Here is a 21,972-nt window from a genome sequence, read left to right as displayed (position 1 = left end):
CTTTTACCCTGAGCCGACAGCCCGGGTTTAACCCCATTGCTCGTCGGTTCAGGTGAAGTCGGACAGCTTCTGACCTGCATTGATCAAGGTTTTCAGCAACATTTGACGCCGTTCTTCGGGTGTATCCCGGCTGACCATAAAACAGATGGCTGCCACCGCCAGATCGTTACGGGCGCGAATCGGCGCAGCCATACAGCAGGTAAAACTCTCTGACAGCCCTTCCGTCATGGAGTAGCCAAGATGTCCCGCCCGATGAATGTCGGCCAGAAAATCCTGCTTATTTAGCACCTTCCCGTTCGCCAGCCGATAATCCTCTTCCGGGATCAGGGACAGAATTGCCTCATCACTCCAGTTGCTCAGCAGCAAGCGACCGGTGGCCGTCCAGGGAATAGGAATTTTAACGCCAATATCCGAGGTTATCTTGAACGGATGTGCATTGCTCTCTGACAGCACCACCGTATATTTATTGCCTTCCAGCATACACAGCTGCACGGTTTCACCATGCTCGGCAACCATCTCGATCATTAACTGATGCGCCCGACGAATCAGGGGATTGTGCGCGATGTAATCCGCACCGTAGTAGTGCATTTCACGCCCAAAATAGATACTGCCTTCCGAATCGATTTCGACCAGTCCCGCTTCACTCAACAGATTAACCAGTTCATACACGCTTGAGCGGGGCGCGCCTGTCGCCTCGATCAGTTCACGCATCGCCATGGGCTGACGGGCAACGTGTAGCTGACGAAAAATAGCGATCACACGGTCCACGCCGCGCGCTCTGGCGGGTTTATCTTCCTGCATACCCTTCTTCTCCTACCGGGATCGTCACGTTGAGGTTGATTTAATACATCATACACAGGCCACTTTGTTTTACCTACGGGCGTGCACGATAACTGTCGTTTTCTTTTTTCGCTTCATGCTATTTATCGGGGCACTAAAAGAGAGCATGCCATAATTACAAAAAGAGATCCTGATCACTATTTATTTAAAACATTTATCATTAATAACAAATATTCGTGAAGCCGATTGTAAAGCACCAAAATAATCCCGGAGCAGGCTATTGCAAAAAAAATAACATTGTGCAAATCTCAACCTATCCGGTATTGCAGATTTAATTCCGGTATACCAGACAAGCTGCAGTGATGATGTTAAGGGCATAAGCATGACAATTAAGCGCTATGGCACAGAAGGCGGTGTCGGTACCGGAGGACAGAAACTGCCTTTCGCTCGCGCCGTAGAAGCCGACGGCTGGCTGTATATCTCCGGGCAGACACCGATGACAGGCGGTGAAGTGGTCGAAGGCGGCATCATTGAGCAGACGCGGCTGGCCTTTGAAAACTGTCTGACCATTATGCGGGAAGCGGGATATCAGATTCAGGACGTGGTGCATGTGACGGCGGTGCTGACCGATGCCCGCTACTTTAGCTCATTTAATAAAGTCTTTAGTGAGCTATTCCATGAAAATCCGCCAGCACGCATTTGCAGCGTGCAAGACCTGGTGGTGGATTGCAAAGTCGAAGTCGATATGAGGTGTTTTAATTCAGGCCGGAAATAACCTTCTCTTCATGTATAACAGGTGAAAACGCATTCACCCGTCAGAATAAATTGATAATTAAAAAAAGTCCCATCCACATTATTTATTAATGTTGGTGATACCACACTTTTATTTGAGATAATAAACATGAACACGACTTCACACCAAAAGGTATTGAACCTGCTGTTTCCGGCCTTGCTGACGGTTGCCGCTCTTGCCGGTTGTACGCCGACAGAAAAGAAAACGGAAGCCGGTGCCGCACCGCAGTCTACGCTGCAAACCGTGCTGCAGCGTGGCACGTTGCGGGTCGGTGACTGCCTGAGCTTTGCGCCCTTCGGCTTTTACGATAAAGCCGGTAATCCCGACGGCTACGATGTGGATCTGGCAAAATCCTTAGCGAAATCGATGGGCGTAAAACTGGAAGTGGTTAACACCACCAGTGCGAACCGTATCCCTAATCTGCAAACCAATAAAGTGGATGTCGTGTTCTGTAATTTCACGCGTAACCTGGAGCGCGCCAAAGAGATTGGCTTCACTCAGCCTTACGTGGTGGCCAGCGAAGCGATGTTGGTCCGCAAAGTAAGCGGGATCAAGTCGGCCCACGATATGGCAGGAAAAACCATTGCAACCGTGAAAGGCTCAACCAACGGTGACGAAGTCCGCAGCATGGGGATCGATGTGAAGATCCAGGAATACGATTCCTCTCAGGCGGCGATTCTGGCCGTTAAGCAGGGGCAGGCCGATGCCATGATTGAAGATAATAACTTCCTTGCCTACCAGGCCAAACTCGACCCCACGCTTGAGGTCACCAACGAAGCGCTGGTTCCGCTGGAATACAACGCGTTCGGTGTGAAGCAAGGGGATCAGGTGTGGACGAACTATCTCAACGAATTCCTGTTTGAAATTAACGCGTCAGGTGAGAACGCTCAGCTCTACCAGAAATGGTTTGGCAGTAAGCCTCGCTATCCGCTGAACCCGCAGTTCTGACAGGCGAGGACGCAGGTCATGCCTGCGTCCTGTTGAGGAGGCTTTCTATGAGCTATCAATGGCTGACACTCTGGCAGTATGCCGACACCTTTCTCGCCGCCACCTGGTTAACGCTTCAGGTGACGCTGCTGGCTTTTATGCTGGCGCTGGTGCTGGGATTGCTGGCCGCACTGGCAAAATCTGCGCCTTTTGCCCCCCTGCGCTGGCTAAGCCACGGCTACGTTGAATTTATTCGTAATACTCCCGTGCTGCTGCAAATTTTTATTGTGTTCTTCGGGCTTCCCTCGCTGGGCATCACCATGAGTGCCTTTACGGCGGGCGTACTGGCGCTGGGGATTAACGTCGGTGCCTATCTGGCCGAAATCTTTCGCGCCGGTATTCAGTCGGTACCAAAAGGTCAGCTGGAAGCCGCCTGGATTCTTGGCATCAGTCGCCGCCAGCGGTTTTTAAACGTGGTGATGCCGCAGGCCGCGCGCGCCGTCTGGCCTGCCATTATCAACAACCTGATTCAGTTGCTGTTGGGCACCTCACTGCTGTCAGCCATCGCGCTGCCGGAGCTGACGGGAACCGCCACGGTCATCAATGCGCGTACGCTGCTCTACATCCAGACGTTCAGCGTGGTGGCGTTGGTCTATCTGTTTCTCAGCAACCTGTTTTCCTGGCTGGGCAACGTCGTGGGACGCCATCTGTTTATGCCGCCGCTGGTGGTATCGGTCAAACGGCCCCTCTGGTCGCAGGCGAAAAAAATGTGGTCCCACACGGTTAAACGGGAGCCTGCCCAATGAGCGAACTGATTCTCAGCAGCCTGCCGCTGTTATGGCGTGGTCTGGTTATTACGTTATTGCTGTCGGTGGCCGCCATTGTGGGCAGTACCTTGCTTGGCCTGTTGGCAGCCATTTTGCGCACCAGCCGCCTGCCTGTCGCCCGACAAATTGCCCTGATCTATACCGAGCTGTTTCGCGGCACGCCCGTGCTTATCACGCTAATGTTTATCTACTTTGGCGTGGCCTATTTCGGCTATGACATCAACCTGTTTGCCGCGGGCATTTTGGGATTGAGCATTTATCAGGGTGCCTACATTGCCGAGATTTTTCGTGGCGGTATTGAAGCCGTCCCAAAAGGCCAGTGGGAAGTCTCGTGGATACTTGGGCTCTCCAGGCGGCAGACCTTTACCAGCGTGATTTTGCCGCAAACCCGCGGCATCGTCTTACCCCCGCTGGTCGGTCAGTACCTGTCGCTGATTAAAGATACCTCTATTGTCAGCATGATAGGCATGTCAGAGCTGATGCATCAGGGTCAGGCGATCGTCGACCGTATCGGACAACCCGTCGTGGTTTATGGCCTGGTCGCCCTGCTCTATTTCGTTATCTGTTTTCCGCTTTCCCGCTGGGTCCAGCACCAGCAAACCAGGAACCCGTTATCATGAAAAACGCAGCCATTACCCTGAGTCGGATTAGCAAGTCATTTGGGGCGACGCAAGTCCTGAAAGAGATCAGCCTTGATGTCTCGCCCGGAGAGGTACTGGTGCTGATCGGCGCATCCGGCTCCGGTAAAAGTACCGTATTACGGATCATGAGCGGTCTGGAAAAGGCCGACGGCGGAGAGATTTGGGTTAACGGCGTTCCGCTGCATGACCAAAAACGTAATCGTGATATTTGTGGTCAGGTGGGAATGGTGTTTCAGCAGTTCAACCTGTTTCCCCACAAGACGGCGCTCGGTAATGTCACCCTGGCACTGATAAAAGCGCAGAAGCTGTCAACGGCAGAGGCAAACGCACGTGGAATGGCGGCGCTGGAACGCGTCGGACTGGCTGATCGCGCCGATCACTATCCTTCTCAGCTCTCCGGTGGTCAGCAACAACGTGTGGCCATCGCGCGTGCACTGGCGGTACAGCCCAAAATCATGTTCTTTGATGAAGCCACATCCGCTCTCGATCCCGAATTAGTTGGCGAAGTGATGGAGGTGATGCGCGGGCTGGCGCGTGAGGGCATGACCATGGTGGTGGTGACGCACGAAATGGGGTTTGCCCGCAAAACAGCCGATCGCGTTGTTTTTATGGATCAGGGCGTGATTGCTGAGCAAGGCACGCCGGACGACATTTTTGTCCATCCGCAGAATCCGCGCACTCAGCAATTTCTGTCACGCGTTCTTGAGCACTAAGGAGCCGCTATGTCTTTACGTTTCCCGCTGGTCGCAGACGCGAAGCTGGATCGCGCGCAGCCCTCGCCCCGTTTTAAATCGGTTGCTGGCGCGGGCGATGCCCCGCTCGAGGCCGGCACCGCCGTGTTGAGCAGCGGGTCGGTGTTTTCGCCCGTCATGGTGATGAAACAGTCCGCACTGGACAATAACCTGCAGCAGTTGGCGCAATTTTGTCAGGAGAAAGGCGTCATGCTGGCCGCTCATGGCAAAACCTCAATGGCACCAGCGGTCTTACGCCGGGCCGTGACGCAGGGCGGTGCCTGGGGGATCAGCGCAGCGACGCCCGCTCAGGTGCGCGCCCTGCGTCATTTTGGTATCCGTAACGTGTTTCTGGCTAACGAATTAGTCGATCCTGCCGGGATTCGCTGGATTGGCGAGTGGCAGCGCCAGCATCCCGATCATGGCTTTCTCTGCTACGTTGACTCACTGGCGGGCATCACATTGCTGGAGCAAAACCTGGGCGATACGGCGATTGCCGTAGTGATTGAAGTGTCCATCCCCGGCGGCAGAACGGGCTGCAGAACCGCCGAGGAGGCGCTGGCCATTGCTGAACGTCTCGCTCAAAGCCGCCATCTTCATCTTGTCGGTGTGGCAGGCTATGAAGGTGCGCTCGGTGCCGCGCGGGACGCCGCTGGTGTGGCATTAGTTCGGCACTACTGCCATGTGATGCTGGAGTGCGCCAGAAGGCTGGCTGAACGCCAGTTGTTCCACAGCGATACGATTCTGCTCAGCGCCGGTGGTGGAGCATGGTTTGATGTGGTGACAGAATGCTTTACCCAGGCCGTGCTGCCGCTGCCGGTTCAGCCCTTAATTCGCTCGGGTGCCTACATGGCACACGATAGCGGGCTTTATGCGCGTATTGCGCCTTTTGCCCAGCCCGGCGCTGACCACCATTTTGCGGCGGCGCTGGAGATCTGGGGACGCGTTCTTTCCCGTCCTGAACCCGGTCTGGCGCTGCTGGATTTCGGCAGGCGAGATGTCCCTTTCGATCAGGATTTACCGATCCCCTTGTGGATTCGCCAGGCTGATGGCACCGCGCCGCGATCCGGCACCCATTTGCACATCAGTGAGGTTAACGATCAACATGCCTATTTACGCTTACCCAATGATGAGCCGCTGATGCCCGGCGACTGGGTGGGATGCGGCATTTCTCATCCGTGCACGGCGTTTGATAAATGGCGTTATCTTCCCCTGGTGGATGATGAATACCGGGTGGTGGACAGTGTAGAGACGGCGTTCTGACTGCCGCGGACACCTGTGGCTATCGCACGTCCTTCCCTGGGGTTTTGATGTCAGCGATAGCCCCATCGCAAAACGGGCGACCCACAAGGATCGCCCGTTGATACCGCTACGCCGCGTGCGTTAGCCTTCGTGCAGGCCGCACTCACGTTTCAGGCCAAAGAAGCGCGTTTCTTCTTCTGCCATGCCTGGCTCCCACTTGCGCGTGGTGTGTGTATCGCCTACCGACAGATAACCCTCATCCCACAGTGGATGGTATTTCAGGTTGTGGGTTTGCAGATACTGATGAATCTGACGGTTGTCCCAGTCAATAATCGGCAGCACTTTAAACACGCCGCGCTGCACGCCCAGTACCGGCAGGCTGGCACGGCTGCCTGACTGATCGCGTCGCAGGCCCGCAAACCAGGTTTGTGCGCCCAGCGTTTCCAGCGCCCGGTTCATCGGTTCAACTTTGTTGATCTGGTTGTACTGCTCAATGCCATCAACCCCTTGCTCCCACAGCTTACCGTAGCGAGCCTCCTGCCACGCGGGCGAGGTTTCTGCCCGGAACACCTGCAGATTAAGCTTAAGCTGGTCGGCCAGCTCATCAATAAAGCGGTAGGTTTCTGGAAACAGATAGCCGGTATCGGTGAGGATGACCGGAATATCGGGTTGCACGCGCGTCACCAGATGCAGCGATACCGCAGCCTGAATGCCAAAGCTGGAGGAGAGCACATAGGCACCCGGCAGGTTTTCCAGCGCCCAACTCACCCGCTCTTCTGCGGTGGCTTTTTCCAGTTGAGCGTTTGTCGCGGCCAGCGCCATCGCGCGCTGGACTTTCGACATTTCATTCAGTGCTGCCAGATCGATACTCATTTTGCCTCCTGCCAGAAGTCGCGCGCAGGGTCCAGTACCGGCGTAACGATGCCCGCACGAATAACAAAGTCACCAAAGCCTTCTGCGGCCTCGCGCTCTTTTGCCCAGCGACCTACCAGCTCATCAAGTGTGGCGAGAATGTCACTTTCCGTAATATTTTCGCGATACATACGTGGAATGCGCGTTCCAATACGGTTACCCCCGATGTGCAGGTTGTAACGACCCGGCGCTTTCCCCACCAGGCCCACTTCTGCCAGCATCGCACGCCCACAACCGTTCGGACAACCGGTAACGCGTAACACTATGTGCTCTTCGCCTACGCCATGGTTGTGCATGATCTCTTCGACTTTCGTCACGAAAGACGGAAGGAAACGTTCAGCCTCCGCCATCGCCAGCGGACAGGTTGGAAACGACACACAGGCCATCGAGTTTTCGCGCTGGGCCGTCACGTTTTCCATCAGGCCATGTTCGCGGGCAATCGCTTCAATCTGTGCTTTTTGGCTTTCCGGCACGCCTGCCACAATCAGGTTCTGATTGGCGGTCAGACGGAAATCGCCCTGATGAATGTTGGCGATTTCGGCTACGCCGCTTTTTAACGGACGGCCCGGATAATCCAGCAGACGACCGTTTTCGATAAACAGTGTCAGATGCCACTTGTTATCGATACCCTTGATCCAGCCAATGCGATCGCCACGGGTGGTAAATTCGTAAGGGCGCGTTGGCGCAAACGTCACGCCAGCGCGTTTTTCGACTTCCGCCTTAAACGTTTCTACGCCCACGCGTTCCAGGGTGTATTTGGTTTTGGCGTTTTTACGATCGGTACGGTTACCCCAGTCACGCTGTGTCGTCACCACGGCCGCCGCCACGTCCAGGATCTTATCCACCGGGAAGTAGCCAAATTCGCTGGCGGTGCGGGCATAGGTGGCTTTGTTACCGTGCTCAATGGACAAACCACCGCCCACCAGCAGGTTAAAGCCGACCAGCTTGCCGTTTTCCGCAATCGCGATGAAGTTAAGATCGTTAGCGTGCAGATCCACATCGTTATGTGGCGGGATCACCACCGTGGTTTTAAACTTACGCGGCAGATAGGTTTCGCCCAGGATCGGTTCCTGGTCGGTGGTTGCGACTTTTTCCTGATCCCACCAGATCTCGGCATAGGCGCGGGTTTGCGGCAGCAGATGTTCTGACAGTTTTTTTGCCCACTCGTAGGCTTCCTGATGCAACTCAGACTCCACGGGGTTGGAGGTGCACAGGACGTTGCGGTTAACGTCGTTCGCGGTCGCCAGCGCATCCAGCCCGACTTCGTGCAGCATCTGGTGCGTTGGCTTCACGTTCTTCTTCAGAATACCGTGAAACTGGAAAGTCTGACGGTTGGTCAAGCGGATGCTGCCGTAAAGGGTTTTATCGGTGGCAAATTTATCGATCGCCAGCCACTGTGTTGGCGTGATAATCCCGCCCGGCAGGCGGCAGCGCAACATCATCGCATGGCGAGGCTCAAGCTTTTGCTCCGCACGTTCAGCGCGAATATCGCGGTCATCCTGCTGGTACATGCCGTGAAAACGGATAAGCAGAAAGTTATCGCCGCTGAACCCTCCGGTCAGACCATCATCAAGATCCTCAACGATAGTACCGCGCAGGTAGTTGCTCTCTTTTTTTAATCGCTCAGCGTCAGTCAGTTTGCCTTCAACCACCAGCGGTCCAGGGTATTTTTCAGTCATTAGTAAACGTCTCGCTGATAACGGCGCTCAATGCGCAGCTCACTTAAAAATTCATCAGCCGTTTCACGATCCATAGCACCGTGCTCGACCACCACATCCAGTAATGCCTGCTCTACGTCTTTTGCCATACGGTTGGCATCACCACAGACGTAAAGGTGCGCGCCTTCTTCAATCCAGCGCCACACTTCCGCACCACGGGCGCGGATTTTATCTTGTACGTATATCTTCTCTGCCTGATCGCGCGACCACGCCAGATCGATATGGGTTAACAGGCCATCTTTGACATATTTCTGCCATTCAACCTGATACAGGAAATCATCGGTAAAGTGTGGGTTACCAAAGAATAGCCAGTTTTTACCGCCGGCACCGTCATTATCGCGCTGCTGCATAAAGGCGCGGAACGGGGCAATCCCGGTGCCCGGCCCAATCATGATGACCGGTGCATCCGGGTTGGCGGGCAGGCGGAAGTTATCATTGTGTTCGATGAACACGCGCACCTCGCCCTCTTCTTCAATGCGATCCGCCAGCCAGGTGGATGCGCCGCCGCCGCGCTGACGTCCTTCAATATCAAAGCGAACGGCACCGACGGTGATATGTACTTCGGTATCGGTTTCGGCCTGAGAAGAGGCAATAGAATAGAGGCGCGGCGTTAACGGACGCAGTAAGCCGGATAACTGTTCTGCACTCAGCTGCGCGGGTGCCAGGCGAACCATATCAACAATCGGATAGCGTTGCGCATACTGCTGCAGTTTGGCTTTGTCATCCACCAGCGACAGCAGTTCGTCGTTACGTGCTAAGGCTGCGTACTGCGCCACGATTTGCGCGGTGTTAACCGTTAGCTCAAAATGTTTCTGCAGCGCCTCTGCCAATGGCAGCGTCTGGCCCTGCACCTCAACCGGCTCATCGCCTTTCAACCACACCAGTTCAAGCAACTCGTTAACCAGCGCAGCGTCATTTTCGTACCAGACGCCCAGCGCATCACCGGGCTGGTAGCGTAATCCTGAATCACCCAGATCGATTTCGATATGACGCACGTCTTTATCCGAATCGCGCCCGGTAATTTTCTGGTTAACCGCCAGGCTGGCACTAAGCGGCTGCTCTTTGGTGTAAGGGCTGGTGAAAACTTCGTTCACACTGCCGGCAACGGTGGCCGCACTCTGCGCCGGAGACGCGGTTGGGACGCGTTCTTTCAGTACCGCAGTGATTGCCGTACGCCAGGCGCTGGCCTGCTCAGCATATTCGACATCGGCATCGACCCGGTCCAGCAGGCGCTCAGCGCCCAGCTCAGCCAGGCGGCTGTCAAAATCTTTGCCCGCTTTGCTGAAGAATTCATACGATGTGTCGCCCAGACCAAACACGGCAAAGGCCGCGCCGTCCAGTTTGGGCGCTTTTTTAGACATCAGGAATTTGTGCAGCGCAACGGCCTCTTCCGGCGGTTCGCCTTCGCCCTGGGTCGAGGTCACGACGATCAGGATTTTTTCCTGACCAATCTGCTTGAATTTAAAGTCGCCCGCGTTGACCAGATTCACGGTCAGTTTTGCCGCCTGCAGGTCATCGCGAAGCTGCTCGGCCACCCGGCGGGCATTACCCGTTTGTGAGGCAGAAAGCAGCGTAATGGCCGGAGCTTCAGCCTGCGCAGGGGCGCTGGCAACCGCCTGACCCGGCGTTTGATTGACCATGCCCCAGAAATAGCCGGAGAGCCAGGCCAGCTGGGTGGTGGAAAAATCTGTCGTTGCTGCCTGTAAACGAGCAAGTTGCTCCGGAGAGAGCGGAAGCATTGAACCTGGTGCCTGAGTCGTCATCGCGATAAAAATTCCAGTAGCAGAAGTCCGGACCGAATAGTAGCGGAAGAGAAGAAAGGGTACAGGGAGCTATATTAACGATTAAATACGCCTTCGACATATCAAATAACCAAAATGACTAAATGGTTTTTCAGATAAAATTAATCGTTAAAAGTGGTAACGACAGGGTGAGTTAACAAACTCAGCTAATCATACTGTCGGTAGGACGTTCCGACTGGTTATCGCGCTAAAGGGATGGCATAAAGACAGGAAAACCGCCACGGAGTGACGACAGATGCCAGACAGTATCACAGCATTACCGGCTGCATTGGCAGAGCAGAGTCTGGAAAAACTTGGCTTCAGCTCGCCTCCTGCCCCTGACGAGGCCGGACTGAGCACGCTTTATCGCGCCTGGTGCCAGTCGGTGCCCTTTGATAACCTTCGCCGACGTCTCATCACAGAAGACGACCGCGCCCTTCCCCTGCCAGGTAGCACGGCCAGCGACTTTTTCACTCACTGGTTAACCTTTGGCACAGGCGGTACCTGCTGGGCTGGCCACGGCGCGTTGTATGCCCTGCTCGCGTATTTGGGTTTTCACGTGCAGTTTGGCCTTTCCACCATGCTGTCTCCGCGTCCGGCACCCGTGGGTTCTCCCGGTCATGGCATGTTGATTGTTAAGCTGGATGGACGCACGCTGGTGGTTGACAGCACGCTGCTCCACGGCGATCCGCTTCCGCTGGAGGCCCGGCTGAACCCGCATCCCGTCTGGGGCACCCGCGTCCATCAGCATGATGGCAGCTGGTGCATACACTGGAAGCCGCTGGGTCGGGCATGGCTCGACTGTAAAATTCTGGCAACCGACCTTTCCGCTGACGCGTTCCAGTCACGCCATCAACAAAGCCAGAGCAACAGCCGCTTTGACGGTGCCCTGCTGATTCGCCGCGCTCACGGCGAGACGATCACGGGAATTGTGAAGGGAGAGCAGGTCATCCGGGATCGCCAGGGAAAAGAAAGCGTTACGCCGCTGTCACGTTCAGAGCAGCACCGGCTGCTGATTGAGGAGTACGGCATCGCGGAAGCCCTCGTCGCGCGACTTCCGGCTGACGATCCGGTACATCGCTGAGCGCTTTTCAAGGAAAGTGGGGGACGCGTTTTACCATTCTGGCTTAATCGTCGTTAGACGGCGCTTAGCGGATGCGAAAAACCGCCTTTTCAGGTAGAATTCAGCGGTTTTTAATGCCTGAGAGCGATTATGTCTACCACGTTATTTAAAGAGTTCCAGTTCGAAGCCGCGCACTATTTACCCAATGTGCCGGCAGGACACAAATGCGGCCGTTTGCACGGTCACTCATTCCTTGTTCGTCTGGAAATTACCGGTGAAGTGGATGCGCATACCGGCTGGGTCATGGATTTTGCAGAGCTGAAAGCGGCGTTTAAACCCCTCTATGACAGGCTCGATCACTACTATCTTAATGAGATCCCTGGGCTGGAGAATCCCACCAGTGAAGTTCTGGCGAAATGGATTTGGGATCACATGAAGCCTCGCCTGCCGCTGCTGAGCGCGGTGATGATCAAAGAAACCTGCACCGCAGGCTGCACCTATCGCGGTTAATCCGCTTCGCTACGGCCGCTCAGGGTCGATCGCCCGTATCTTCACCTGTTGATCGGCCTGCTGCCGCCTTTCCAGCGCGGCGTCATGTTAACGGTCTGGCGGCCAAAGGCCGCCAGCGTTTTATCAGGCAATATTCAGATATTTATGGGTCTGCATCGACAGTCGCCAGTTGCGCGCAATGCAGGTTTCAATACACAGCTTTGTTGCCTCATCTTTGCGACTAATTGGCTGCAGCGCAATGATGCGTGCTTTGCTGTCGTGGATGCCTGCCAGCAAATCGTCTAACGCATCCACATCACGTTGCCGGGCAACCGGGTGCTTAATTTCATCCGCACGCCTCAGGGCCTGTGCCAGGACGTCATAACCGCCACGCATGTTTACCTTGGGTGAAACGGTCACCCAGGTGGCATCAGCGCAGTGGATTTCGTGGGTCCCGCTGGTTTCAATCTGACACTGGAATCCCGCCGCCTCAAGTGATGCAGTCAGCGGACGCAAATCATAGATAGCCGGTTCACCGCCGGTGATCACCACATGGCGAGCCGTCCAGCCCTGTTGTTGTATGCTGCTCAGAAGCGTCGCCGCATCGGCATTGCCCCAGGCATCGCTTTCCACCGTTTTGACCAGAATATCGCCTAATGATGTTTCCCGATCCGCCTGTTTTTCCCAGGTGTGCTTGGTGTCGCACCAACTGCATCCTACCGGACATCCCTGTAAGCGGATGAAAATAGCCGGCACGCCGGTGTAATAACCTTCGCCTTGCAGCGTCTGGAACATTTCGTTAATCGGGTACTGCATAATGGTCTCTTTGGTTTTTTCAAAACGCGATTATCGCAGAACACCGGGTTGAGATCATGTCAGGTGATGCGAAAGAGCGCGAGCTGTTCGGCACGCGCCAGCTCGCAGGTCAGCTGAGGGCTGTGTTCAGCAGCCCGTTCAGACGGACAGATCCACCCAGACCGCCGCATGATCCGAGGCGGCATTAACCTCTTTTTTCAGTTCAGGATAGGTTTCCCACTTTACCGGACGCACGCCAGGCCACATCCCTTTGCGCCATACACCGCCCTTCTCTACCTTTTTCCACAGCGCGGGCGACAGCAAAATATAGTCAATCTTGTTGCTGGCAGTGCAGCCGCCCCAGGTCCCCGGATAGCCGCCGTTATCAAACTTTTCATGGGTGAAGATATCTTTCAGGTCGGTTTCTTTCAGCAGCGGCGACAATGCATCACTGTCCGGCGTATCGTTAAAGTCGCCGGTGATGGCAATCAGCGTTTGCCCCTCTTTAATGCGTTGCTGATAAATCGCTTTCACCCGTTCGGCCTGCTGCTTGCGGCGGGCATCGGAACTGGCTTTAGCGCCGTAGCCTTTACTCTTAAAATGGTTAACCAGCACGTGCAGAGTTTGGCCATCGGCCAGCGGAATCGCAAATTCGGGACAGTCGCGAGAGAAAATCAGGTTGCCCTGTTTATCTTTATCATCAACGTGGCTGCGGATGGTGTCGATGGCAAAGCCTGCCGCTGTCATCAGTCCGACATCGATTCCCCGCTCATCGTTGCCGTCAATCACCATGACATGATCAAAAGGCGTTCCCTGGCGGGCCGGCAGCATGGCGTTGTTGAATTCCAGCAGGGCGGGACGGCTTTCTGCCTCCACCACGGTCAGGATATCCGCGTGAAGGTCAATCATGACCTGTGCCGTTAACCCCATGGCAATTTCGTCTATCGGCGCGCGGCGCAACTCCAGTGAACCCACCCAGTCAGCGCGGCCTGCGGCAATAATTTTTATTCCGCTGTTGTCTGTCGGTCGGGTCAAAAGTTTGCCCCGGTTACGCCGGAGAATAACAAAGGGCCCGGTGTCGGACGTTTGCAGGCCAAGTGCATCCATCAATTCGACCATCTGTTTTTTGTCCGCGTCGCTGTATTCCACCTGTCCCAGCAGGGCATTAAGTTGGGCAAATTTTTCCAGCGTCGGTTTGCCCGCTCGCCATTCATTCTGGTTCATTGCTCTGGCGCGATCGAACAGGTTTTCAACGTTATAAGAAGCCAGTCTCATGCGTATCCCCTTTCAGGCAGTCAGAAATGTGAACCTGAAAGCACCCGCAGACGCGCTTCAGGCAAGCGGCAAGGTGCATTGTCTGTTACAGGCGCACGGTGCTCGTCGTTCAGTGTCGATGGGTTTTGTGAAGAACGGATGTAAACAGCATAGACGTCGCGGAAAAATGTGAGGTGAGCGGCATAACCTGTGGGCATAAAAAAACCCGCCAGCATGGGCGGGTTTTATCAGAAGTCAGAAGCAGTAAACTTACTGGCCTTTCACTTCTTTCAGACCGTTGAACGGGGCTTTTGCACCCAGCGCTTCTTCGATACGGATCAGCTGGTTGTACTTCGCAACACGGTCAGAGCGGCTCATTGAACCGGTTTTGATCTGGCCTGCAGCTGTACCGACCGCCAGGTCAGCGATGGTCGCATCTTCCGTTTCACCTGAACGGTGAGAGATCACAGCGGTGTAGCCTGCATCTTTCGCCATTTTAATCGCAGCCAGGGTTTCGGTCAGAGAACCGATCTGGTTGAATTTGATCAGGATGGAGTTAGCGATACCTTTGTCGATACCTTCTTTCAGGATCTTGGTGTTAGTGACGAACAGGTCGTCGCCCACCAGCTGGATTTTATCGCCCAGCACTTTGGTCTGGTAGGCGAAGCCATCCCAGTCAGATTCGTCCAGGCCATCTTCGATAGAAACGATCGGATACTGCTTGGTCAGATCTTCCAGGAAGTGGGTGAACTCTTCTGACGTGAACGCTTTACCGCCTTCACCCGCCAGAACGTATTTGCCATCTTTGTAGAACTCAGAAGCCGCACAGTCCATAGCCAGGGTAATGTCTTTACCCAGCTCATAACCTGCTGCTTTTACCGCTTCCGCGATAACAGCCAGCGCTTCGGCGTTAGAACCCAGGTTTGGCGCATAGCCACCTTCGTCACCTACCGCCGTGCTCATGCCTTTGCTTTTCAGCACTTTTGCCAGGTTGTGGAACACTTCAGAACCCATACGGATCGCTTCTTTCACGTTTGAAGCGCCAACCGGCTGAATCATGAATTCCTGGATGTCGACGTTGTTGTCGGCATGTTCGCCACCGTTGATGATGTTCATCATTGGCAGAGGCATAGAGTATTTGCCTGGGGTGCCGTTCAGTTCAGCGATGTGCTCGTACAGCGCCTGACCTTTAGAGGCCGCTGCCGCTTTCGCTGCAGCCAGTGATACGGCCAGAATGGCGTTAGCACCGAAGTTAGATTTGTTCTCAGTACCGTCCAGGTCGATCATGATTTTATCGATGTTCGCCTGATCTTTCGCGTCTTTGCCTTTTACCGCTTCAGCAATCGGACCGTTAACCGCAGCAACGGCTTTGGTTACGCCTTTGCCCAGGAAACGGGATTTGTCACCGTCACGCAGTTCCAGTGCTTCACGAGAACCGGTAGATGCACCTGATGGTGCCGCAGCCAGACCAACGAAACCACCTTCCAGGTGAACTTCTGCTTCAACAGTTGGGTTGCCACGTGAGTCGATAATTTCGCGACCGATGACTTTTACGATTTTGGCCATTACGATTTTCCTCAGTACAAGTTAGTCAATTCTAAGACAAACAACGCGCGAAAAGTTCGCGCGTTGTTCGTTAAACTTATTTCGCTAAACGCTTCTGATGCTCATGTGCTGCCTTCACAAACCCGGCAAACAACGGATGACCATCGCGTGGCGTCGATGTGAACTCGGGATGGAACTGGCAAGCAATAAACCACGGATGATTGGGGATCTCAATGATCTCAACCAATTGATCATCACCAGACCGGCCCGCCACACGTAAACCCGCTGCCTCGATTTGCTTCAGCAGCATGTTGTTCACTTCATAGCGGTGACGATGGCGCTCAACAATGGTGTCAGAACCGTACAGCTGGCGAACCTTACTTTCCGGGTTTAGCTGACACTGCTGGCTGCCGAGGCGCATGGTGCCGCCCAGATCGCTCTGTTCAGTACGCACTTCCACATTGCCTTCTTCGTCACGCCATTCGGTGATCAGTGCGACCACCGGATACTTACAGTCTGGCACAAATTCTGTAGAGTTTGCGCCTGCCATACCGGCAACGTTACGGGCGAACTCCATCAAGGCCACCTGCATGCCGAGACAGATGCCAAGATAAGGCACGTTGTTTTCACGCGCATATTTCGCCGTCATCAACTTGCCTTCTACGCCACGATAGCCAAAACCACCGGGGATCAGAATGGCATCTAAATCTTTCAGCAATTCGACACCACGGGTTTCAACATCCTGTGAGTCAATCAGCTTGATATTCACGGTCACGCGATTTTTCAGACCGCCGTGCTTCAGCGCTTCTATAACGGATTTATAAGCGTCCGGCAGTTCGACATATTTGCCCACCATGCCGATGGTGACTTCGCCGCCTGGATTGGCTTCTTCATAAATCACCTGCTCCCACTCCGCCAGATTGGCTTCCGGGGCGTTCAGGTTGAAACGCTTACAGATATAGTCATCCAGGCCCTGCGATTTCAGCATGCCCGGGATTTTGTAAATCGAATCGACGTCTTTCAGCGAGATAACGGCTTTTTCCGGCACGTTACAGAACAGCGCAATTTTGCCACGCTCATTCGCTGGCACCGCGCGATCGGAACGGCAGATGAGAACGTCAGGCTGAATACCGATGGAGAGCAGCTCTTTAACAGAGTGCTGCGTTGGCTTGGTTTTCACCTCGCCCGCCGCGGCCATGTAAGGCACCAGCGTCAGGTGCATGTACATCGTGTGCTCGCGGCCCACATCCACCGCCATCTGACGAATCGCTTCCAGGAACGGCAAGGATTCGATATCACCCACCGTGCCACCGATTTCGACCAGCACGACATCATGGCCTTCGCCGCCTTCAAGAATGCGCTCTTTGATCGCATTCGTGATATGAGGGATAACCTGAATGGTGGCACCAAGATAGTCACCGCGACGCTCTTTGCGCAGGACTTCTGAGTAGATACGACCCGTGGTGAAATTGTTGCGGCGCGACATTTTAGTGCGGATGAAGCGCTCGTAGTGACCCAAATCCAGATCGGTTTCGGCACCGTCGTCGGTGACGAACACTTCACCATGCTGAGTTGGACTCATGGTACCCGGATCGACGTTGATGTACGGGTCCAGTTTCATGATGGTCACATTCAGACCACGCGCTTCAAGAATGGCTGCGAGGGAGGCTGCGGCAATGCCTTTACCCAGAGAGGAAACGACCCCGCCGGTCACAAAAATATAATTCGTTGTCATGCTGAACCTGAGAGTTTAGGTTTAAAGACGGTGGAATAACCAGGACGGGAAAACAGTATACTGGAAACCGCTATCAGCCACAATTGGTGAATCACATCCATCTCCCAACGCATTGCTGCGGGTAACATAGCGGATAGCGGTAAACAAAATTTTGACCTGCGTCACAAATCTGGCGTCAGGCTGAATCGAGTAAGCTCAAGAGAGCAATTTATGCTCGCTGCTGGAATAATCAGCTTTTTTCCTTCGCCTTAACCTGTTGCCAGGCGGCTTCCATTTGCGCCAGGGTGGCGCCCGGCATCGTCAGGCCCTGCGCGGTGATAATGGCTTCTACCGCACGGAAACGGCGCTCAAACTTGTCATTGGCTTTCTGCAACGCCGTTTCGGCCTTGCTGCCCAGATGACGGGAAAGATTTACGGTAGCAAACAGCAGATCGCCAATCTCTTCTTCCAGCTTTTGTGGATCAATCACGCTTTGCTGTGCCTCATGCATCACTTCGTCGATCTCTTCGTGCACCTTATCGAGCACCGGGCCAAGCGTGGTCCAGTCAAAGCCCACGTTGTGGCATCGCTTCTGAATTTTATGGGCGCGCATCAGTGCAGGGAGCGCTTTCGGAATATCGTCCAGCGCGGAGTGCTGCGCTTTTTCTGCCCGTTCGGCGCTTTTAATCGCTTCCCAGTTTTTCAACACCTCTGCACTGCTCTCTGCCGTGCCCTCTGCGAAGATATGCGGATGACGGCGTTCCAGCTTGTCACTGATGGCGTGACAAATATCATCAAAGTTAAAACGCCCCTGCTCCTGCGCCATCTGAGCATAAAACACCACCTGGAAAAGCAAATCGCCCAGCTCGCCGCGGAGATCCTCAAAGTCTTCACGCTGGATAGCATCCAGCACTTCATAGGTTTCTTCCAGCGTGTAAGGCGCAATAGTGGCAAAGGTCTGCTCGCGATCCCACGGGCAGCCCTGCTGCGGATCGCGCAGGGTTTTCATAATGCCCAGCAGGCGATCAATAGAGGTCATATGGCAATCCTTCAGGTGTTCAGTTGGCGTAACAGCGGTGATAAAAGCAGCCAGGCGCACGTCAGAAAGCACGTGCGCCTGATAACAGAAGTTTAGTGCAGACGTCGGGCATCAATAATATCAGGCACCTGGTTCAGGCGAGACAGGACGCGCCCCAGCACCTGATGATTATAAATTTCAATATCCATATCAATGGTGGCTAACTGTTTTTTCGTATCGCTACGGCTTGAAACCCCCAGCACGTTCACCTTTTCATTGGCGAGGATGGTGGTGATATCGCGTAACAGCCCGCTACGATCGTTGGCCGTGACTCTCACGACCAGTGAATAGCCACTGGAATAGCTTTCGCCCCACACCGCATCCACAATGCGCTCAGGCGCGGTGGAAATCAGCTCAGACAGCTGATCGCAGTCGGCGCGGTGAATCGAAATGCCGCGTCCGTGGGTGATAAATCCGACGATATCATCGCCCGGAATCGGCTGACAGCAGCGTGCAATGTGGTGCATCAGGTTGCCAACGCCTTCCACCACCACGCGACCGCTCTCTTTGCGTGAGGTGGGCGCGTGCGATTTTTGCGTGAGCTGACGCAGGGCTTCGCGGTCTTGCTCTTCGGCAGTCGGCTTGTTGAGTTTCGCCTGCAGGAAATTCACCATCTGGTGCAGGCGAATATCACCGCCGCCAATAGCGGCCAACAGCTCGTCCAGCGAGGTGACGTTATAGCGCGGCAGCAGCAGCTTCTCGGCCTCACGCAGGCTGATATCCATCTGGTTCAGCTCGTTATCCAGAATCTGGCGGCCGGCCAGGATGTTTTTATCCCGATCCTGTTTACGGAACCAGTTATGAATTTTGGCGCGACCACGGCTGGTGGTGATGAATCCCAGGTTCGGGTTCAGCCAGTCACGGCTCGGGTTCGGCTGTTTTTGGGTAATGACTTCAACCTGATCGCCCATCTGCAGTTGATAGGTGAAGGGCACGATGCGCCCGCCAATCTTCGCGCCGATGCAGCGATGACCGATATCGCTGTGAATGTGGTAAGCAAAATCCAGTGGCGTAGAACCCGCCGGTAAATCCACCACATCCCCTTTTGGGGTAAAGACATACACGCGGTCGTCAAACACCTGACTGCGCACCTCTTCCAGCAGCTCGCCGGAATCCGCCATCTCTTCCTGCCATGTGATCAGCTTACGCAACCAGGCAATGCGCTCTTCGTGACCTGCCGCCCCGCGCGCATGGCTGGACGACGGGCCTTCTTTGTATTTCCAGTGCGCGGCTACGCCCAGTTCTGCATCTTCATGCATCTGACGGGTACGGATCTGGATCTCGACGGTTTTGCCCTCAGGCCCCAATACCACGGTGTGGATCGACTGATAGCCATTGGGCTTGGGATTTGCTACATAGTCGTCAAACTCATTGGGCAGGTGGCGATACAGCGTATGCACCGTGCCCAGTGCGCCATAACAGTCCTGCAGCCGCTCGGCAACGATACGTACCGCGCGCACATCAAAGAGTTCATCAAACGCCAGCGACTTCTTCTGCATCTTGCGCCAGATGCTGTAGATATGCTTCGGACGGCCGTACACTTCTGCCCGCACGCCCTCTTTTGCCATCTCTTTACGCAGGTTATTAACAAAGTTTTCGATGTACTGCTCACGGTCAATGCGGCGCTCGTGCAGCAGCTTAGCAATGCGTTTGTACTCATCAGGATGCAGGTAGCGGAAGCAGTAATCTTCCAGCTCCCATTTAAGCTGCCCAATGCCCAGGCGATTCGCCAGCGGTGCATAAATGTTGGTGCTTTCTTTCGCTGCCAGTACGCGCTCATCTTCCGGCGCGTCTTTGACTTCACGCAGGTTCATGATGCGCTCAGCCAGCTTCAGCACGACGCAGCGGAAGTCTTCCACCATGGCCAGCAGCATGCGGCGGACGTTATCCACCTGCTCGGAGGCCATGGAGTCGTTATGAATGGCTTTCAGCTGACGGATGGCGTCCATATCACGAACGCCGTGCACCAGCGAAACGATGCCTTTGCCGACGGTTTTTTCCAGCTCTTCTTCGCTGACCACTTCGTCATTAGCAAGGGGGAAAATCAACGCGGCGCACAGGCTTTCGATGTCCATGCTGAGCATCGAGAGGATTTCCACCATCTCGATACCGCGCCACAGCAGTAGCGACTGGTGAGGATGCCCCTGAGTCTGCGCTTCACAATAGCGCCAGGTTTCAGCGAGACGATCACAGGATTGCGGGTTAGCAACGCCAAGGCTGGCGATCCACTGGTCAAGGGCAAACTCCCCTTCCGTATTTAAATGTGCACTTCTAACCGCAACCATATCCTCTCCTGCACAGCGCCCCTGCCGGACACTTATATTTTTTTTCTGAACAGCACCATGGATTCGAGATGACGGGTATGAGGAAACATATCCAGCATCACGACCCTTTCCAATTGGTAACCCGCCGACAGCAAGGTGCTACTGTCACGTGCGAGTGTCACAGGATTACAAGATACATAGACCACGCGTTCTGGCGATAATTTTACGACATGTGCCATAACACCTGCCGCCCCAGCGCGTGCCGGATCGAGTAATACCTTGTTAAAGCCCTGCATAGCCCAGGGCTGATGCGAAACATCTTCTTCCAGATTGTGCTGAAAAAATCTGACGTTTTTAAGATTATTCACGTCAGCATTATACGCTGCCTGTTGCACTAATGCTGCAACGCCCTCCACACCTACGGCACGTTGTACCGATTTTCCTACAGGAAGCGTAAAGTTTCCCATGCCACAAAACAGATCCAGAACCCGATCTTCAGGTTGTAAATCAAGCCATTCGATGGCCTTCGCCACCATCTGCTGGTTGACCGCATCATTGACCTGAATAAAATCCTGTGGACTGAAGATTAGCTCAAGCTGGTGAGAATGATAAAATGGTCGCTGTTCGCTAAATCCGCGCAGCGTCTCACTTCCATCATCCAGAAACAGCATCAGTTGGTGCTGATGCGAAAAACGTTCCAGTTTTGCTATATCGTCGGGGCTTAATGCATCCAGATGGCGCAGTAGCAGCACTGAGCCATTGTCAGCCTGCACCAGTTCAACATGTCCTAACCGTTTGACAGCATTAAGCATGGTGAGACAATTGCGCAGCGGAATAATTAGCGCTTCAAGTTGGGGCACCATAACAGGGCATTGCTGAATATCGACCAGATCGTTGGTGGATTCCTGGCGAAACCCCATCAGTAACTGCTGACTTTTGTTATGCCATTGTAAACCAAGGCGGGCGCGACGGCGGTAGCCCCAGGTGGGCCCGGCAATAATGTCATCAACCGCCACGGGCTGGTTCGCAGCCTGGGTCAGCATGCGCGCCAGCGCACGCGATTTACTCTGCTGCTGCAACGCTTCATCAGCATGTTGCTGCTGACAGCCACCACAGCGGCTAAAATGAGGACAGCGTGGCTCAACCCGTGACGCGCTGCGGCTGAGCAGGCGCACCGTTTTCGCTCTGGCAAACTGGCGTTTGTCCTCCAGCAGGCTTACCTCCGCCTCCTCGCCAGGCAGCGCACCCGTGACAAACAGGGTTTTCCCCTTGTGCCGGGCAACGCCCTGACCAAACGGGTCGAGGTCTTCAATGGTGACGGTGATCCGTTGTTTGGTCGTCACGCGCTGTTTTGCGGAGTAAAATTGCGCCATAGTGTGGTTCTTTCTCTTTTAGATTCGATGTGCATAAGGTTCAGC

The 21,972-nt window shown here is 54.5% G+C and carries 19 protein-coding genes; 8 read left to right on the top strand and 11 right to left on the bottom strand.

What is annotated here, in order from left to right:
* Positions 1–48: 48 nt before the first annotated feature.
* Positions 49–801 (bottom strand): IclR family transcriptional regulator, encoded by a 753-nt coding sequence (locus QNH99_RS05150; protein WP_063880738.1) that lies wholly within the window; start codon positions 799–801, stop codon positions 49–51.
* Between the two features lie 361 nt (positions 802–1,162).
* On the opposite strand from QNH99_RS05150, the gene QNH99_RS05145 reads away from it, so the two are divergent.
* The 6 genes from QNH99_RS05145 (at position 1,163) to QNH99_RS05120 (ending at position 5,962) form a co-directional block, all read left to right on the top strand.
* Positions 1,163–1,555, top strand: a complete 393-nt coding sequence (locus QNH99_RS05145) for a RidA family protein (protein ID WP_063880739.1) — start codon at positions 1,163–1,165, stop codon at positions 1,553–1,555.
* Positions 1,556–1,681: 126 nt separating this feature from the next.
* Positions 1,682–2,521 (top strand): transporter substrate-binding domain-containing protein, encoded by an 840-nt coding sequence (locus QNH99_RS05140; protein ID WP_145394517.1) that lies wholly within the window; start codon positions 1,682–1,684, stop codon positions 2,519–2,521.
* 47 nt (positions 2,522–2,568) lie between these two features.
* Positions 2,569–3,306 carry an amino acid ABC transporter permease gene (locus QNH99_RS05135; RefSeq protein ID WP_218996139.1) on the top strand — a complete coding sequence of 246 codons (738 nt, stop codon included), beginning with the start codon at positions 2,569–2,571 and terminating at the stop codon, positions 3,304–3,306.
* Positions 3,303–3,947, top strand: a complete 645-nt coding sequence (locus QNH99_RS05130) for an amino acid ABC transporter permease (RefSeq protein ID WP_241568305.1) — start codon at positions 3,303–3,305, stop codon at positions 3,945–3,947. The genes QNH99_RS05135 and QNH99_RS05130 overlap by 4 nt, the downstream gene beginning before the upstream one ends.
* A complete protein-coding gene (locus tag QNH99_RS05125; protein ID WP_096011739.1) occupies positions 3,944–4,681 on the top strand; it encodes an amino acid ABC transporter ATP-binding protein in 738 nt (245 codons plus the stop codon). The genes QNH99_RS05130 and QNH99_RS05125 overlap by 4 nt, the downstream gene beginning before the upstream one ends.
* Before the next feature lie 9 nt (positions 4,682–4,690).
* Entirely contained in the window at positions 4,691–5,962 is a 1,272-nt protein-coding gene (locus QNH99_RS05120; RefSeq protein ID WP_241568304.1) for an alanine racemase, read from the top strand.
* Between the two features lie 120 nt (positions 5,963–6,082).
* Here the strand turns inward: QNH99_RS05120 and QNH99_RS05115 are convergent, their stop codons facing one another.
* The 3 genes from QNH99_RS05115 to cysJ are packed head-to-tail and all read right to left on the bottom strand — an operon-like array spanning position 6,083 to position 10,334.
* Positions 6,083–6,814, bottom strand: a complete 732-nt coding sequence (locus tag QNH99_RS05115; protein WP_063880745.1) for a phosphoadenosine phosphosulfate reductase — start codon at positions 6,812–6,814, stop codon at positions 6,083–6,085.
* Positions 6,811–8,532, bottom strand: a complete 1,722-nt coding sequence (gene cysI / locus QNH99_RS05110) for an assimilatory sulfite reductase (NADPH) hemoprotein subunit (RefSeq protein WP_063880746.1) — start codon at positions 8,530–8,532, stop codon at positions 6,811–6,813. Before cysI ends, QNH99_RS05115 begins: the two co-directional genes overlap by 4 nt.
* A complete protein-coding gene (cysJ, locus tag QNH99_RS05105) occupies positions 8,532–10,334 on the bottom strand; it encodes an NADPH-dependent assimilatory sulfite reductase flavoprotein subunit (protein ID WP_063880747.1) in 1,803 nt (600 codons plus the stop codon). The genes cysI and cysJ overlap by 1 nt, the downstream gene beginning before the upstream one ends.
* Before the next feature lie 274 nt (positions 10,335–10,608).
* Between cysJ and QNH99_RS05100 the strand changes: the two genes are divergently transcribed.
* Both QNH99_RS05100 and queD read left to right on the top strand, forming a co-directional pair.
* Positions 10,609–11,436: an arylamine N-acetyltransferase family protein gene (locus tag QNH99_RS05100; protein ID WP_410517366.1), complete on the top strand. Its 828-nt coding sequence runs from the start codon at positions 10,609–10,611 to the stop codon at positions 11,434–11,436.
* 129 nt (positions 11,437–11,565) lie between these two features.
* Positions 11,566–11,925, top strand: coding sequence for a 6-carboxytetrahydropterin synthase QueD (queD, locus tag QNH99_RS05095; RefSeq protein WP_013026939.1), 360 nt, complete (start codon positions 11,566–11,568; stop codon positions 11,923–11,925).
* Between the two features lie 123 nt (positions 11,926–12,048).
* On the opposite strand, the gene queE is transcribed toward queD, so the two are convergent.
* The 7 genes from queE to rlmD form a co-directional block, all read right to left on the bottom strand.
* Complete coding sequence (queE, locus tag QNH99_RS05090) at positions 12,049–12,720, bottom strand: 7-carboxy-7-deazaguanine synthase QueE (protein ID WP_410517365.1); 672 nt, start codon at positions 12,718–12,720, stop codon at positions 12,049–12,051.
* A gap of 138 nt (positions 12,721–12,858) precedes the next feature.
* On the bottom strand, positions 12,859–13,974 hold the full coding sequence (locus QNH99_RS05085) for an endonuclease/exonuclease/phosphatase family protein (RefSeq protein ID WP_410517364.1): 1,116 nt from the start codon (positions 13,972–13,974) through the stop codon (positions 12,859–12,861).
* Positions 13,975–14,223: 249 nt separating this feature from the next.
* A complete protein-coding gene (gene eno / locus QNH99_RS05080) occupies positions 14,224–15,519 on the bottom strand; it encodes a phosphopyruvate hydratase (protein WP_063880752.1) in 1,296 nt (431 codons plus the stop codon).
* A 76-nt stretch (positions 15,520–15,595) separates the two neighbouring features.
* A complete protein-coding gene (gene pyrG / locus QNH99_RS05075) occupies positions 15,596–17,233 on the bottom strand; it encodes a glutamine hydrolyzing CTP synthase (RefSeq protein WP_063880753.1) in 1,638 nt (545 codons plus the stop codon).
* A gap of 229 nt (positions 17,234–17,462) precedes the next feature.
* Positions 17,463–18,251 (bottom strand): nucleoside triphosphate pyrophosphohydrolase, encoded by a 789-nt coding sequence (gene mazG / locus QNH99_RS05070; protein WP_145394508.1) that lies wholly within the window; start codon positions 18,249–18,251, stop codon positions 17,463–17,465.
* Positions 18,252–18,343: 92 nt separating this feature from the next.
* The gene (gene relA / locus QNH99_RS05065; protein WP_063880755.1) at positions 18,344–20,575 is read right to left on the bottom strand and encodes a GTP diphosphokinase; all 2,232 of its coding nucleotides are present in this window, start codon (positions 20,573–20,575) and stop codon (positions 18,344–18,346) included.
* Positions 20,576–20,607: 32 nt separating this feature from the next.
* Positions 20,608–21,927: a 23S rRNA (uracil(1939)-C(5))-methyltransferase RlmD gene (gene rlmD / locus QNH99_RS05060; RefSeq protein WP_283355068.1), complete on the bottom strand. Its 1,320-nt coding sequence runs from the start codon at positions 21,925–21,927 to the stop codon at positions 20,608–20,610.
* Positions 21,928–21,972: the final 45 nt, after the last annotated feature.

Origin of the sequence: Pantoea allii, from assembly GCF_046529425.1 — a bacterium.
GTDB lineage: Bacteria > Pseudomonadota > Gammaproteobacteria > Enterobacterales > Enterobacteriaceae > Pantoea > Pantoea allii.
The sequence above is the reverse complement of the archived record's forward strand: the minus strand, read 5'-3'. Positions and strand labels throughout refer to the sequence as shown.

Excerpts from the sequence above, each read along its gene's own strand:
- QNH99_RS05150 (WP_063880738.1), bottom strand. The coding sequence starts at position 801 with ATGCAGGAAGATAAACCCGCCAGAGCGCGCGGCGTGGACCGTGTGATC.
- QNH99_RS05145 (WP_063880739.1), top strand. The coding sequence starts at position 1,163 with ATGACAATTAAGCGCTATGGCACAGAAGGCGGTGTCGGTACCGGAGGA.
- QNH99_RS05140 (WP_145394517.1), top strand. The coding sequence starts at position 1,682 with ATGAACACGACTTCACACCAAAAGGTATTGAACCTGCTGTTTCCGGCC.
- QNH99_RS05135 (WP_218996139.1), top strand. The coding sequence starts at position 2,569 with ATGAGCTATCAATGGCTGACACTCTGGCAGTATGCCGACACCTTTCTC.
- QNH99_RS05130 (WP_241568305.1), top strand. The coding sequence starts at position 3,303 with ATGAGCGAACTGATTCTCAGCAGCCTGCCGCTGTTATGGCGTGGTCTG.
- QNH99_RS05125 (WP_096011739.1), top strand. The coding sequence starts at position 3,944 with ATGAAAAACGCAGCCATTACCCTGAGTCGGATTAGCAAGTCATTTGGG.
- QNH99_RS05120 (WP_241568304.1), top strand. The coding sequence starts at position 4,691 with ATGTCTTTACGTTTCCCGCTGGTCGCAGACGCGAAGCTGGATCGCGCG.
- QNH99_RS05115 (WP_063880745.1), bottom strand. The coding sequence starts at position 6,814 with ATGAGTATCGATCTGGCAGCACTGAATGAAATGTCGAAAGTCCAGCGC.
- cysI (WP_063880746.1), bottom strand. The coding sequence starts at position 8,532 with ATGACTGAAAAATACCCTGGACCGCTGGTGGTTGAAGGCAAACTGACT.
- cysJ (WP_063880747.1), bottom strand. The coding sequence starts at position 10,334 with ATGACGACTCAGGCACCAGGTTCAATGCTTCCGCTCTCTCCGGAGCAA.
- QNH99_RS05100 (WP_410517366.1), top strand. The coding sequence starts at position 10,609 with ATGCCAGACAGTATCACAGCATTACCGGCTGCATTGGCAGAGCAGAGT.
- queD (WP_013026939.1), top strand. The coding sequence starts at position 11,566 with ATGTCTACCACGTTATTTAAAGAGTTCCAGTTCGAAGCCGCGCACTAT.
- queE (WP_410517365.1), bottom strand. The coding sequence starts at position 12,720 with ATGCAGTACCCGATTAACGAAATGTTCCAGACGCTGCAAGGCGAAGGT.
- QNH99_RS05085 (WP_410517364.1), bottom strand. The coding sequence starts at position 13,974 with ATGAGACTGGCTTCTTATAACGTTGAAAACCTGTTCGATCGCGCCAGA.
- eno (WP_063880752.1), bottom strand. The coding sequence starts at position 15,519 with ATGGCCAAAATCGTAAAAGTCATCGGTCGCGAAATTATCGACTCACGT.
- pyrG (WP_063880753.1), bottom strand. The coding sequence starts at position 17,233 with ATGACAACGAATTATATTTTTGTGACCGGCGGGGTCGTTTCCTCTCTG.
- mazG (WP_145394508.1), bottom strand. The coding sequence starts at position 18,251 with ATGACCTCTATTGATCGCCTGCTGGGCATTATGAAAACCCTGCGCGAT.
- relA (WP_063880755.1), bottom strand. The coding sequence starts at position 20,575 with ATGGTTGCGGTTAGAAGTGCACATTTAAATACGGAAGGGGAGTTTGCC.
- rlmD (WP_283355068.1), bottom strand. The coding sequence starts at position 21,927 with ATGGCGCAATTTTACTCCGCAAAACAGCGCGTGACGACCAAACAACGG.